Genomic DNA, 13,505 nt, shown 5'->3' on the forward strand with positions numbered 1-13,505 from the left:
TTTTTTTATGGAATTGAATTGCAAATTAACAATTTTAATTTTTTTATACTATAATATTTTACTAAAATATTTATATTTTTTAATTAATATGTTAGATTCTGGAACATTAAAAATATACCATGCTTCTGCTGGTTCAGGTAAAACTTTTATATTAATAAATAGCTATCTTTATATTTTGTTTAAAACTCCTTATAATGAGGGGTTTAAAAAAATTTTATTTTTAACTTTCACCAGAAAATCATCTGATGAAATGAAGAAAAAAATTTTTGATTGTATAAAAGATTTTTCAAATAAAAAAATTAAAAAAGATTATTATAAAATTTATAATTTTATTATAAAAACTTTTGATTTAACTGATGAAGAATTTTATGACCGTTCTAAAAAAATATTAGATGCAATTATAAATGATTTTTCTTCTTTTTCCAAGAATATCAGTACAATTGATAAATTTACTTATCGTATTGTCCAATCTTTTAAATCTAATACTAATAAAAGAATTTCCTTAGAAATGGATACAGATCATTTTTTATCTGAGGTAGTAAAAAATATTATGCAAAAATTACAAAAATCTAAAAAATGGGCACAATTGTTAGTTAAATTTTCTTTAGAAAAATTTAAAATGGGGGAATCTTGGGATATAAAAAAAGAAATTTACAAAATGGCATTTTTAATGATAGACGAAAATCATTATTTTTTTGCTAAAAAAATTAGAAATTATTCTTTAAATAATTTTATTAAATTAAAGAAAGTTTTAGTTAAAAGAATTATAGATTTTGAAATATCATGCGAAAATAAAGGAAATAAATTTTTTAATTTTTTAAAATCAACATCAATTAATAAAAGTTCTTTTATATATTCAGATTTATCAAATTTTTTTTACAATATAAAAATAAAAAATTTCATTATTGATCCTGTAAAAAAACGTCTTGAAAAAAACATTAAAAATGGAATATTATTTTCTAAAACATTTTATAACAAAAAACAGAAAAATTTGATTGAAACTCATAGAAAAAAAATTATTTCTTTATACGAAGAAACAAAAAATTTTTATAAAAAAAATATTTTTTATTATGTGTTAGACAAATTTTTATTAAAAAATATCAATTTATTGTCTATTATTCATGAAATAGAAAAAGAATTTGTCTTTTTAAAAAAAAGTAAGGGTATTATTCTAAATTCAGAATTAAACAAAATTCTTTATGAAAAAATTAATTATTCATATCCAAAAATTTATGAAGAAATTGGAATGGAATATGAATATTATTTTATAGATGAATTTCAAGATATTTCTTATATGCAATGGAAAAATATTGAAATTTTAGTTGAAAATTCATTATCAGAAAATGGATCAGTAATAATAGTAGGAGATGTTAAACAATCTATATATAGATGGAGAGGAGGAGATGCTAAACAATTTATTAATTTAGTAAATTCTCATACAAAATTTTATAAAAAAAAGATAAAAACATTAGATATAAATTATAGAAGTAATAAAGAAATTGTTAAATTTAATAATTCATTGTATTCCTATATTTCAAATGTATTTACCTCTACAATATATAAAAATGTATACAAAAATACTGTACAAAAAACATTCAAAAATTCTGATGGATATGTAGAATTAAATTTCTTTAAAAAAGGTTTTTTTGAAACTAAAAATAGTTATAAAGAATGTATATACAGTAAAATAAAAAAAAAAATTGAAATTTTATTAAATAAAAAATATCTTTTATCTGATATATCTATATTAGTAAGAACTAATGAAGAATGTAATTTTTTATCTGAAAAATTAATTATGGATGGATTTTATGTAAATACTTATGGTAAGATTTTAATGAAAAATCATATTAACATAAAAATTATTATAAATGTTCTATATGTAATTTACAATCCTTACTCTTATGAAAAAAGATTCTATTTAATTTTATTTTTATTAAAAAATAAATTTATTAATACTAAAAAAAATATACATAATTTCATTGAAAATTCAATTTTTTTACCATTAAATATTTTTTTCAAAAAAATTTTATTCAATGATACTATTACATTAAAAAATTATTACAATAAATCACTATATCAAATAATAGAAATTATAATAGAATCTTTTAAATTATTAAATAGTAAAAACAGTGGATATATATATTCATTTTTAGATTTTGTTTATAGAATTACAAAACAAAATATAGTAAATACTATTTCAGATTTTTTGTATTATTGGGAACAAAAAAAACATAAAGAAAGTGTTATATACTCATATAAAAAAAATTCATTACATGTAATGACCATTCATAAATCAAAGGGTCTACAATTTCCTATTGTAATACTACCATTTATAGATTGGAAAATTATTTCAAATAGATATAGAGAAGGAAGATGTATTGATATTGATCCTTCTTTATATAATGGATTAAATACTATGTATTTAGATATACCACATTATTTTAGTAAAATAAATGATAAAAAAATTAATAGTATTTATAATGATTACATGATAAATATAATGTTAGATAACATAAATTTATTATATGTAGCTACTACTAGATCTATTGAACAACTAATTTTATTTTCAAAATTAGATAATAAAAAATTAATATCGCATTATATAAAAGGTTTTTTGTATAAAAAAAAAATATGGAAAGAAAAAAAATATAAATATGTTTTCGGAAAAAATAAAAAATATTATTAATTATTTTACATGTTTTTCAGCATGATAAGATGATCTTACTAATGGCCCACTCTCTACATATTTAAATCCCATTTTAATTCCAATTATTTTTAATTCTTGAAATTTTTCTGGTAAAATAAAATTGTGTACAGGATAATGATTTAAAGATGGTTGCAAATATTGTCCTATTGTTAATATATCTACTTTAGATTTTTTAATATCTTTCATTGTTTCTATTATTTCTTCCTGTTTTTCCCCCAAACCTAACATAAACCCAGTTTTTGTACGAATATTTCTGTTTTTATCTTTAATATATTGTAGGACTTTTAGACTTCTATCATATTTAGCTTGTACACGTATTACTTTCGTTAGCCTATTTACTGTCTCTATATTATGAGAAATTACTTCTGGATTAGTATCTATAATTTTATCTATTATATTTTTTTCCCCTTTAAAATCAGGAATTAATGCTTCTATAGTTACATATGGATTTAAAAATCGTGTCATTTTTATAGTTTCTATCCAAATAGATGAACCCATATCTTTCAAGTCATCTCTGTTTACAGAAGTTATGACAGCATGTTTTATTTGTAATATTTTTATTGACTTTGCTACTTTTTTTGGTTCTTCCAAATCTAATTTTCCAGGTCTTCCTGTTTTAACTCCACAAAATTTACAAGATCTAGTACAAATATTTCCCAGAATCATAAATGTAGCTACTCCTTTTCCCCAACATTCGCCTATGTTTGGACAACTAGCACTTTGACATATTGTATTTAGTTTATGCGTAGTTACCAATTTTTTAAGTTTTTTATAATTTTCTCCTATTGGTAATTTTACTTTTATCCATTTTGGTTTTATATTTCTATTCATAATTTTTTATATGTTTTTTTTATAAATTATAATATTTTATTATAATATTATTATATATTGTTATAATAGTATCACCAGTTATACTTATTATACTTTATACTGATTATAATGGTTATATAGAATAATAATAAAATGAGTATAAATAATAGGAAAAAAATGATTTTAATCATGAAAATTAAAAAATGAAAGTTTTAGTTAAACATGTAATTGATAAATTAGAGAATCTTGCTCCAATAGAGTATAGTGAGCCATATGATAATGTAGGATTAATTGTAGGAAATTTTTATCAAGAAATAGAAAATATATTAGTTACTTTAGATTTGACGGAAAAAGTTTTATTAGAATCTATTAGTAAGAAATGTAATCTTATAATATCTTTTCATCCTATTATTTTTTATCCAATAAAAAAAATAACTGGAAAAAACTCATCAGAAAGAATTATAATAAAGGCTTTAAAAAACAATATATCAATATATGTAATTCATACAAATTTAGATTCTGTATGGGAAGGCCCAACTTGTTACTTGTCTAATTTATTAGGTATTAATAGAGAAAAAGTACTTATTCCAAAAAAGGGAATGATAAAAAAACTAAATGCTTATGTTCCAAATAAATATGTTAGTAAAGTAAGAAATGCTTTATTTAAAGCAGGAGCTGGTAATATTTCTAATTATAGTAAATGCAGTTATAACTTTGATGGAATAGGGTCATATATGGGAAATGATAATTCTAATCCTTTTCATGGAGAAAAAGGAATTTTTCACATGGAAAAAGAAACATGTATTTGTGTTGTTTTTCCTTCTCACAAATTAGATTTTATAAAAAAAGCACTTTTAGACAATCATCCTTATGAAGAAGTAGCTTATGAAATTTATAGTATAGAAAATTATAGTTCTTATTTGGGTATTGGTTTTGTTGGAAATCTTATTAAAAAAATGAATATATATGATTTTATTTCTCATGTAAAACAAAAAATGAATTTATCTTGTATTAGATATTCTAATATTATAAATAAAAAAAAAAAAATAAATAGAGTATCTATGATTCCTGGATCTGGTAGTTTTGGAATTAAATATGCAATACAAGAAAACTCTGATATTTTTATATCTTCAGATTTAAAGTATCATGATTTTTTCAAAAATGAATATAATATTACAATTATGGATATAGGCCATTATGAATCTGAAAAATTTACCAAACATTTAATAAAATTTTTTTTAGAAAATATTTTTACTTCTATTTTTGTTTATGAATCTGAAACTATTACTAACCCAATTGAATATTTTTATTAAAAATGGAAACAAAAAAAAATATTACTGAAGAGTATAAATTAAAAACTTTATATCATATTCAATTAATAGATTCTAGAATAGATGAAATACAAGAATTTCGTAAAAGCATTCCTGTAGAGATGGAATATATGGAAAAAGAATTAAAAAATATAAAAGAAAATGTGGAACAAATTAGGTTGCAAATTCTTTATATGAAAGAAAAAATAGAAAAAGAAAAAAAAAATATACAAAAATCTGAGGAATTGATAAAAAAATACGAAAAACAAAAAAATAAAATAAGGAATAACAAAGAATTATATTATATTGATAAAGAAGTAGATTATCAAAAACTAGAAATTCAATTATCACAAAAAAAAATAAAAGAATTTAATACAAAAATTAAAAGTAAAAATAATCTTTTAGAAGATAAAAAAAATACATTAAAAAATAAAGAAGATTTTTTTTCTCACAAAAGAAAAGAATTAAATAATATTTTATCAGAAAATCAAAAAGAAAAAAATATTTTGTTAGAAAAAAACATTTTTTTATCTAAAAAATTAGACAATAATATATTAGACCTTTATAAAAAAATAAGAAGTAGAGTAAAGAATGGAATAGCTGTTGCTCCTGTACAAAGAGGTGCTCCTTTAGGATCCTATTTAACTATAACTCCCCAAAAATATTCAGAATTAATACAAAGAAATAAACTTTTAATAGATGAACATAGTGGGAGAATATTGATAGATTTTGAATTAGCTGAAGAAGAAAAGAATAAATTATTTGTTGAACTTTATAAAAAAAAGAAAATATAATTTTGGAAAAAAAAACATTGTATTCTAATGAAGAATTTATTCAAATGAATAATTTAACTTTGTTTGAAGTTTCTTCATGGAGAAAAAAAAATTTTAAAAATTTTTTATCCGATAAGGCAAATGTTATTATGTTTATTTGTAATCATTGTCCATATGTTAAACATATTAATGATGAATTAGTTATATTGTCTAAAGAATTTATTAAAAAAGGTATATCATTTATAGCTATTAATTCTAATGATATTAAAAAATATCCAGAAGATTCTCCTGAAAATATGAAAAAAACCCATTTATATATCGGATATCCATTCCCTTATTTTTTTGATGAGACACAAGAAGTTGCAAAATATTATGGAGTAAAATATACACCAGAATTTTTTATTTTTTCAGGATTTGGAAAATTATATTATAATGGACAGTTTGATAATTCTAGGCCGGGAAATAATATCCCTGTAACAGGATATGATATACGATATGTATTAGAAAAAGTTCATAATAATATTAATATTGATTATCCAATTATTAAACCAAGTTACGGATGTAGTATTAAATGGAAAACATCAAATTATGATAGTAAATTGGAATAATTTTTAAAAAATATTCAATAGTTTCAGGTAAACTTTTATCTAAAATTCCACCAGATGCATTTTTATGTCCCCCACCTCCAAAATATTTTCTAGAAAATAAGTTTACATCAAAGTTTCCTTTTGATCTAAAAGAAATTTTAATAGGAAAATCTTTCTTTTCTTCAAAAAAAAATGCAGAAAATACAACATTTTTAATTTTTAATCCATAATTTATAATTCCTTCTGTATCACCTATTTTATAGGAACATAGTTTAGTATCTAAATAATCTATACTTGTATAAGTAGTACGATATTTATTAATTATTTTTAATTTATTCAAAGCAATTGATAGTAATTTTAACTTATTTATATGATATGTTTCCTGCAATTTATTATAAATTAAATTTATATTTATTCCTATTTTCATTAGTTTTCCTGCAACAAAATGAGTTTCTGATGTAACAGAAGGAAAACGAAAATATCCAGTATCTGTCATTAGCCCTACATATAAACAAGTAGCTATTTCATTATCTATTTTATCTAAATTATTCATTTTAGATATAAATCTAAATATCATAATACTAGTAGATGCTACATTTGGATCAAAAAACATGAAATCAAAAGAAATGGGAGATAGATGATGATCTATAAGTATTTTTTTTGCTTTTGAATATAGAAAAAATTTTTTTAAATTATTTATTCTAGATATATTGTTAAAGTCTATAAGAAAAATATAATCAGAATTGAAAAATTTTTTTTTCACTAAATCTTCATTTTTTTTAGAAAAAATAAGAACATTTTTTATTCCTGGTAACCAATTAAAAGAATCAGAATACTCTGTAGGAGAAATTATATCTACATCATGGTTTAACTTTCTAAAATAGAATAAAAGTGCTAAAGATGATCCAAGTGCATCCCCATCTGGATTTTTATGAAGCAATAAAACAATTTTTCTTTTTTCTATTCCACTAATATTGTAATAGAACATATACTTAATAATTTATTTTTTTCATTATAAATTTTTTTTATTTTCTAATATATTTAATCCTAATTCCTTTCCTTTTTTTAACATAAGAAAATAGGCAGAATTATATTCATTAGAGATATTTCCTTCTAAAATAGAATTTTTAATATAATCTTTAATTATTCCTATTTTTTTACATGGATTAATATGGAAAACTTTCATTATATCATTTCCTGATATAGGTGATTTCCAATTTGCAATTTTATCCTTGTTTTCTATGTACTTTATTTTTTTTTCAAGAAAAAAAATATTTTTTTTGTATTGTTTCATTTTTTCCAAATTTTTAGTAGTTATATCAGCTTTACATAATTTAATCAAATCAACTAAATCTTTTCCCATATCGAATAATAATCTTCTTATAGCAGAATCTGTTACATTATTTCCTATTAAAGATAGTGGCCTATAACTATTTTGTACTATTTTTTTTACATAATTCATATTATTTCCTTTTGGAAGTTTTAATCTTCTAAAAATATTAGGAATCATTTTGCTACCTACAAATTCATGAGAATAAAAAGTCCACCCTATTTTTGGATAAAATTTTTTTGTACAATATTTTCCTATATCATGTAACAAAGCGGCCCACCTTAACCATAAAGAAGAATTATTTTCATTGCTTATGTTATCTACCACTTGTAAAGTATGATAAAAATTATCCTTATGTTTTAATCCATTTTTTTCTTCAACTCCTTTTAACAAAACTAATTCAGGTAATATTATTGATAATAGTCCTGATTTATACAATAAAAAAAAACCAATAGAAGGCTTATCAGATAATAAAATTTTATTTAATTCTTCTGTAATTCTTTCTGAAGAAACAATATTTATTCTATTTTTATGTTTTTTTATTGAATTAAAAGAATTATCTTCTATACAAAATTTAAGTTGAGTAGCAAATCTTATTGCTCTCATCATTCGTAATGGATCATCTGAATAAGTTATATCAGAATTTAATGGAGTTCTTAGTATACCTTTTCGTAAATCAGATAATCCGGAAAATGGATCTATTAAATCTCCATAATTTTTATCATTTAAGCTAATAGCTAAAGTATTAATTGTAAAATCTCTTCTATTTTGATCATCTTGTAAAGATCCTTGTGCTACTATTGGGTTCCTACTTGATATTTGGTAGGATTCTTTTCTAGATCCAACAAATTCTATTTTTTTGTTATCATATTTTAACATAGCAGTTCCATAACGTTTAAATGTAATTATAGCTGGATAATAATTTGTATGTCTATAAATAGTTTCAGCTACATAAACTGCTAATTTAATTCCTTTTCCTATAGTTAAAATATCTAAATCTTTGAAATCTACTTTTCCTAATAATAAGTCTCTTACATATCCTCCTATAACATAACTATCTTGTCTTATTTCTTTTGAACAAATATTTAAAATTTTAAATATTTGTTCTTTATTAAGGTAATATGATAAATTCATCTAAAAAAACTACTTACGTATTATTTTTATTTTATCTGATAGTATTTTCAAAATCATAGAATTTTTATAAAATGCCCTCTCTTTTCTTCGTATATTAACTGAATAATCTATTTTCCCCAAAATATATGGATTTATATCATAAAAAGATTCAGGACTATCAAATCCAGATAAATTTGCAGATGTTGAAATAATTGGTCTATTTAAATTTTTAATTAAACAAGTACAAAAAAAGTCATGTGTTAAACGTACTGCTAATGTCCGTTTAGGTTTTTCAACTAAAAAATCATATTTAATGTTTTTTTGCACTTCATATACTATTGTTATAGGTTTTTTGTTCCTTACAAAATTTTCATATATTATTTTTTTAGTAAAGTCAGGTATTTTTCCTACTAATTCAGACAAACGATTCATACTTTCTACTAAAAGAATCATTGATTTAGAATAATTCCTGTTTTTTATTTCATAGATTTTTTTTACTGCATCTTCATTAAATGCATCACAACCTAATCCCCAAACAGTATCAGTTGGGTATAATAAACTTTTACCTTTCTTAAGAAAAGAAACACTATTATCTATTTCTTTTTTTAAAAACATGATTTTATTAATTTATTTTTATATAATACTATGTGTTCTTAAGGCATCATTTAATGATGTTTTTTTGTCAGTACTTTCTTTTCTTTTTCCTATTATAATTGCACAAGGCATATTATAAATACCTGCAGGAAATTTTTTTGGATATGTTCCTGGTATTACTACAGAATACTTAGGTATGTATCCTTTTAATTCAATAGGATTTCCATATTGTGTTACGTCAAATATTTTAGTAGTAGCTGTTAATACTACATTTGTTCCTAAAACTGCTCCTTCCTTTATAAGTATACCTTCTACTAAAATGCATCTAGATCCAATAAAAACATAATCTTCAACTATAACTGGATAAGCTTGTAATGGTTCTAATACCCCTCCAATACCTACTCCTCCACTTATATGAACACGTTTTCCAATTTGTGCACAACTACCTACTGTTGCCCAAGTATCTATCATTGTTTCTTCTCCTATATAAGCTCCTATATTTACATATGAAGGCATTAAAATAACTCCAGTAGATATATAAGATCCATAACGAGCTATAGCATGAGGAACTACACGAATTCCTTTTTCTTTATATTTATTTTTTATAGGAATTTTATCATAAAATTCTAATGGGCCTAACTCAATTTTATTCATTTTCTGAACCGAAAAATACATAATAATAGCTCTTTTTACCCATTCATTTATTTTCCAATCTCCATTTATAAAGTTGCAAACTCTAACTTTTCCTTTTTCAAGATAATCAATTACTTTATTAACATTATTCTTTATATCTTTATCATTTTTCCAAAGACTTTTCTTACTCCATGCATTATCAATTTTTAACTCTAATTCACATTTGTTTTTGTTATTCACTTTATTAAAAAATTTATAAACAAAATTAGCAAAATAAAACAAGATAACAATAAAATAAAAATATTTTATAAATTTATTGTTATGAAAAAACTATTGGGAATTGATTATGGTACAGTAATTACTGGTCTATCTATTACTGATGAAAAACAAATTTTTGCTTTTGGATTAGATGCTATTCCAACAAAAAAATTATTTATTTTTTTAGATTATTTTTTTTCTTATGAAGAAATAGAAAGAATAATAATAGGATTGCCAAAAAAGTTAAACAACAAACATGAAAATACAGTAGAAAAATATATTCAAAATTTTACTATAAAATTTTCTGAAAAGTATCCAGAAATTATTATAGATAGATTTGATGAACGTTTTACATCTAAAATTGCATTTTTATCAATGATAGAGTTGGGGTTAAATAAAAAAAAAAGAAAAAATAAAAATATTTTAAACAAAATAAGTGCTACTATTATATTACAATCTTATATTATGAAAAAAAATAACTCATAATTCATGATATTACCTATTATTCTTTATGGAAATCCTATTTTAAGAAAAAAATGTTTAAATATTGATTTTATTTCTTCAAGAAAAGTAACTGATAAGTTAATTAAAGACATGTATGAAACTGTACATAAAGTAAATGGAATAGGATTAGCAGCACCTCAAATTGGTAAAAATATAAGTTTATTTATTATTAATATTCCATTTTTTAACGGAAAAAAAATAATATACTTTCAAGAAGTTTTTATTAATGCATTTATACTAAAAATTTATGGTAAAGAATATAAATTTAACGAAGGATGTCTTAGTATACCTGGAATTATGAGTTATATAAAAAGAAAATCAAATGTATTAATTGAATATTATGATAAAAATTATAATAAACAAAAGAAAAAACTATCAGGAATGTGTGCAAGAATTATTTTACATGAGTATGATCATCTAAATGGAAAATTATTTATAGATTATTTATCGTATAAAAAAAGAAAATTAATAGAAAAAAAATTGATTTTTATACAAAAAAATCATATAAAAACATAATCTACTATTTTTTTTAGAACATCTGGTTCGTTCATTGAAATATCAGATAAAATTTTTCTATTAATTTTTATATTATGTTTAGATAATTTTTTAATAAACTCTGAATAAGATTTTCCATGTTTACGTACTCCAGCATTAATTCTCATTATCCAAAGAGATCTAAAATTTTTTTTCTTTTTTTTTCTTCCAATATAGGAATATACAAAAGATTTTTCTACAGCGTTTTTTGCAACAGTATATGCTTTGCTTCTTGCTCCATAGTACCCCTTTGCCAATTTAAGTATTTTTTTTCTTTTTTTTCTAGAGGAAACAGCATTCGTAGATCTTGGCATAAAAATTATATTTGTTTTTTTATATTTTTTATATTTGATTTTTTCAATAAAGAAAACTTAGATAAAGCACGTTTTCTTTTTTTAGATTTTTTAGTTAGAAGATGATTTTTAAATGCATATTTTTTTTTTATATACCCATTAGCAGTTTTTTTAAATCTCTTCTTTGAACCTGATTTTGTTTTTAATTTAGGCATTACATTCTAAAATTTTTTTGGAGCTAATATCATATACATTCTTTTTCCTTCCATAACTGGCATTTGTTCTACTTTTCCATATTCTTCAATATCTTCTGCAAATTTTAATAATTTTATTTTTCCTTGTTCTTTATATACAATAGATCTTCCTTTAAAAAAAACAAACACTTTAACTTTATCTCCTCTCATTAAAAATTTTTCTGCACTTTTTATTTTAACTTTTCCATCATGATCTCCTATTTGTGGCCCAAATCTAATTTCTTTAGTATTTATTTTTACTTGTTTTGCCTTAAACTGTTTTTTCCTTTTTTTTTGTTCATATAAAAACTTCTTATAATCCAATATTTTACATACTGGAGGGTCTAACTTTGGATTAATTTCTACTAAATCAAGATCTTTATTATTAGCATGCATAATAATTTCTTTTGTTAGATATATCCCATTTTCTTTATCTGAATCTCCAACTAAACGTATAGTATTAGACTTAATATTTTCATTAATTCTATATTCTTCTTTTTTTTGTTGAAACACCCTGATAATACGTCTTCTCCTATTATTTCCTTTTGAAAATTTTTTTTTTATAATGTACAGTTTTAAAATTTATTTTACTTAAAATAGTTTTTATTCCATCAAAAATAGAAAATACCCCTATATTTCCTATTCCATGACATCGTAAAGAAATCATTTTTCTTTTTTCTTCTTTCTCTCCTAAAATAATCATATAAGGTATTTTGTCATTTTCAGAATCCCTAATTTTTTTATTTATTTTTTCATTTCTACTATCAATAAAAACTCTAATATCATGATTTAACATCAAATTTAAAATTTTTTTTGCATAAATTATATATTTATCACTAATTGGTAGTATTGCTACCTGATTAGGCGCTATCCATAATGGAAAATTACCATTTGTATGTTCAATCATAATAGCTATAATACGTTCTAATGATCCAAATGGAGCTCTGTGAATCATGACAGGGCGATGTTTTTCATTATTTTTTCCTTTATAATATAAATCAAATCTTTCAGGCATATTATAATCTACTTGAATTGTCCCAAGTTGCCAATTTCTTCCCAAGGAATCCTTTATCATAAAATCTAGTTTTGGCCCATAAAATGAAGCTTCTCCATAATTAACAGATGCATTCATATTTTCTTCTTTAACTGATTTTAATATAGCTTCCTCTGCTTTTTTCCAATTTTCCTTAGATCCCATATAATTATCTATTTTATTAGGATCTCTAAGCGAAATTCTTACTGTATAATCAAAAAATCCTAAACAATGAAAAACGTAAGTAATTAAATTTATTACTTTTTTAAATTCTTTTAGAAGTTGATCATGAGTACAAAAAATATGTGCATCATCTTGAGTAAAGCATCTAACTCTAGTTAACCCATGAATTTCTCCACTTTTTTCATAACGATATACTGTTCCGAATTCAGCAAAACGTTTAGGAAGATCTCTATAAGACCAATCTTGAGCTCTATAAATTTCACAATGATGGGGACAATTCATTGGCTTTAAAATAAATTCTTCTTTTTTATTAGGTGTATGAATAGGTTTAAAACTATCATTTCCATATTTACTCCAATGGCCACTCCTTACATATAATTTTTTGGATCCAATGTGAGGAGTAGTTACCATCTCATATCCTGATTTTTTTTGAAGATCAATTAAAAATTTTTCTAAACTATTTCTAATAATTGTTCCTTTTGGCAACCATAATGGTAATCCAGGTCCAACCCTATCAGAGAAAATAAAAAGTTTAAGTTTTTTTCCTATTTTTCTATGATCTACATCAGAATTTTCTTTTGAAGAAAAGACCAATTTTTTCATAAAAAAT

General features: G+C 22.0%; 15 protein-coding genes. 6 read left to right on the forward strand and 9 right to left on the reverse strand.

The features are described 5' to 3' along the window. Positions 1 to 88 precede the first annotated feature (88 nt). On the forward strand, positions 89 to 2,686 hold the full coding sequence (locus H0H76_RS00765; protein WP_185855641.1) for a UvrD-helicase domain-containing protein: 2,598 nt from the start codon (positions 89 to 91) through the stop codon (positions 2,684 to 2,686). On the opposite strand, the gene lipA is transcribed toward H0H76_RS00765, so the two are convergent. Beyond that, entirely contained in the window at positions 2,687 to 3,538 is an 852-nt protein-coding gene (gene lipA, locus H0H76_RS00770; protein WP_185855642.1) for a lipoyl synthase, read from the reverse strand. Positions 3,539 to 3,720: 182 nt separating this feature from the next. On the opposite strand from lipA, the gene H0H76_RS00775 reads away from it, so the two are divergent. The 3 genes from H0H76_RS00775 to H0H76_RS00785 are packed head-to-tail and all read left to right on the forward strand — an operon-like array spanning position 3,721 to position 6,208. Further along, positions 3,721 to 4,830 carry a Nif3-like dinuclear metal center hexameric protein gene (locus tag H0H76_RS00775; RefSeq protein ID WP_185855643.1) on the forward strand — a complete coding sequence of 370 codons (1,110 nt, stop codon included), beginning with the start codon at positions 3,721 to 3,723 and terminating at the stop codon, positions 4,828 to 4,830. 2 nt (positions 4,831 to 4,832) lie between these two features. After that, positions 4,833 to 5,621, forward strand: coding sequence for a zinc ribbon domain-containing protein (locus H0H76_RS00780; RefSeq protein ID WP_185855644.1), 789 nt, complete (start codon positions 4,833 to 4,835; stop codon positions 5,619 to 5,621). A gap of 44 nt (positions 5,622 to 5,665) precedes the next feature. After that, on the forward strand, positions 5,666 to 6,208 hold the full coding sequence (locus tag H0H76_RS00785) for a thioredoxin family protein (protein ID WP_185855775.1): 543 nt from the start codon (positions 5,666 to 5,668) through the stop codon (positions 6,206 to 6,208). On the opposite strand, the gene H0H76_RS00790 is transcribed toward H0H76_RS00785, so the two are convergent. Genes H0H76_RS00790 through H0H76_RS00805 form a run of 4 tightly spaced genes read right to left on the reverse strand, consistent with a single transcriptional unit; the run spans position 6,168 to position 10,097 of the window. Beyond that, complete coding sequence (locus tag H0H76_RS00790) at positions 6,168 to 7,175, reverse strand: DHH family phosphoesterase (protein WP_185855645.1); 1,008 nt, start codon at positions 7,173 to 7,175, stop codon at positions 6,168 to 6,170. The genes H0H76_RS00785 and H0H76_RS00790 overlap by 41 nt on opposite strands. A gap of 24 nt (positions 7,176 to 7,199) precedes the next feature. Beyond that, a complete protein-coding gene (locus tag H0H76_RS00795; RefSeq protein ID WP_185855646.1) occupies positions 7,200 to 8,651 on the reverse strand; it encodes a CCA tRNA nucleotidyltransferase in 1,452 nt (483 codons plus the stop codon). Positions 8,652 to 8,660: 9 nt separating this feature from the next. After that, positions 8,661 to 9,245, reverse strand: a complete 585-nt coding sequence (locus tag H0H76_RS00800; protein ID WP_185855647.1) for an L-threonylcarbamoyladenylate synthase — start codon at positions 9,243 to 9,245, stop codon at positions 8,661 to 8,663. Between the two features lie 18 nt (positions 9,246 to 9,263). Continuing rightward, positions 9,264 to 10,097 (reverse strand): 2,3,4,5-tetrahydropyridine-2,6-dicarboxylate N-succinyltransferase, encoded by an 834-nt coding sequence (locus H0H76_RS00805; RefSeq protein WP_185855648.1) that lies wholly within the window; start codon positions 10,095 to 10,097, stop codon positions 9,264 to 9,266. A gap of 81 nt (positions 10,098 to 10,178) precedes the next feature. On the opposite strand from H0H76_RS00805, the gene H0H76_RS00810 reads away from it, so the two are divergent. Beyond that, on the forward strand, positions 10,179 to 10,601 hold the full coding sequence (locus tag H0H76_RS00810; protein WP_185855649.1) for a RuvX/YqgF family protein: 423 nt from the start codon (positions 10,179 to 10,181) through the stop codon (positions 10,599 to 10,601). A 3-nt stretch (positions 10,602 to 10,604) separates the two neighbouring features. Continuing rightward, entirely contained in the window at positions 10,605 to 11,135 is a 531-nt protein-coding gene (def, locus tag H0H76_RS00815; RefSeq protein WP_185855650.1) for a peptide deformylase, read from the forward strand. Here the strand turns inward: def and rplT are convergent. From rplT to thrS, 4 genes are read right to left on the reverse strand one after another with little or no spacing between them, the layout of a single operon-like run. Then, positions 11,120 to 11,467: a 50S ribosomal protein L20 gene (rplT, locus tag H0H76_RS00820; RefSeq protein ID WP_185855651.1), complete on the reverse strand. Its 348-nt coding sequence runs from the start codon at positions 11,465 to 11,467 to the stop codon at positions 11,120 to 11,122. The genes def and rplT overlap by 16 nt on opposite strands. A 5-nt stretch (positions 11,468 to 11,472) precedes the next feature. Continuing rightward, a complete protein-coding gene (gene rpmI, locus H0H76_RS00825) occupies positions 11,473 to 11,661 on the reverse strand; it encodes a 50S ribosomal protein L35 (protein WP_185855652.1) in 189 nt (62 codons plus the stop codon). A gap of 6 nt (positions 11,662 to 11,667) precedes the next feature. Next, positions 11,668 to 12,192, reverse strand: a complete 525-nt coding sequence (gene infC / locus H0H76_RS00830) for a translation initiation factor IF-3 (protein WP_238783892.1) — start codon at positions 12,190 to 12,192, stop codon at positions 11,668 to 11,670. Between the two features lie 22 nt (positions 12,193 to 12,214). Next, positions 12,215 to 13,498 carry a threonine--tRNA ligase gene (gene thrS, locus H0H76_RS00835; RefSeq protein ID WP_185855653.1) on the reverse strand — a complete coding sequence of 428 codons (1,284 nt, stop codon included), beginning with the start codon at positions 13,496 to 13,498 and terminating at the stop codon, positions 12,215 to 12,217. Positions 13,499 to 13,505 lie beyond the last annotated feature (7 nt).

It is taken from the genome of Blattabacterium cuenoti (assembly GCF_014251275.1).
GTDB classification, from domain to species: domain Bacteria; phylum Bacteroidota; class Bacteroidia; order Flavobacteriales; family Blattabacteriaceae; genus Blattabacterium; species Blattabacterium cuenoti_AG.

Bases quoted from the DNA above. Each gene is read 5' to 3' on its own strand.
- rpmI (WP_185855652.1), bottom strand. From the start codon at position 11,661: ATGCCTAAATTAAAAACAAAATCAGGTTCAAAGAAGAGATTTAAAAAA.
- rplT (WP_185855651.1), bottom strand. From the start codon at position 11,467: ATGCCAAGATCTACGAATGCTGTTTCCTCTAGAAAAAAAAGAAAAAAA.
- lipA (WP_185855642.1), bottom strand. From the start codon at position 3,538: ATGAATAGAAATATAAAACCAAAATGGATAAAAGTAAAATTACCAATA.
- H0H76_RS00795 (WP_185855646.1), bottom strand. From the start codon at position 8,651: ATGAATTTATCATATTACCTTAATAAAGAACAAATATTTAAAATTTTA.
- H0H76_RS00790 (WP_185855645.1), bottom strand. From the start codon at position 7,175: ATGTTCTATTACAATATTAGTGGAATAGAAAAAAGAAAAATTGTTTTA.
- H0H76_RS00765 (WP_185855641.1), top strand. From the start codon at position 89: ATGTTAGATTCTGGAACATTAAAAATATACCATGCTTCTGCTGGTTCA.
- H0H76_RS00800 (WP_185855647.1), bottom strand. From the start codon at position 9,245: ATGTTTTTAAAAAAAGAAATAGATAATAGTGTTTCTTTTCTTAAGAAA.
- H0H76_RS00780 (WP_185855644.1), top strand. From the start codon at position 4,833: ATGGAAACAAAAAAAAATATTACTGAAGAGTATAAATTAAAAACTTTA.
- H0H76_RS00810 (WP_185855649.1), top strand. From the start codon at position 10,179: ATGAAAAAACTATTGGGAATTGATTATGGTACAGTAATTACTGGTCTA.
- def (WP_185855650.1), top strand. From the start codon at position 10,605: ATGATATTACCTATTATTCTTTATGGAAATCCTATTTTAAGAAAAAAA.
- H0H76_RS00775 (WP_185855643.1), top strand. From the start codon at position 3,721: ATGAAAGTTTTAGTTAAACATGTAATTGATAAATTAGAGAATCTTGCT.
- H0H76_RS00785 (WP_185855775.1), top strand. From the start codon at position 5,666: ATGAATAATTTAACTTTGTTTGAAGTTTCTTCATGGAGAAAAAAAAAT.
- thrS (WP_185855653.1), bottom strand. From the start codon at position 13,498: ATGAAAAAATTGGTCTTTTCTTCAAAAGAAAATTCTGATGTAGATCAT.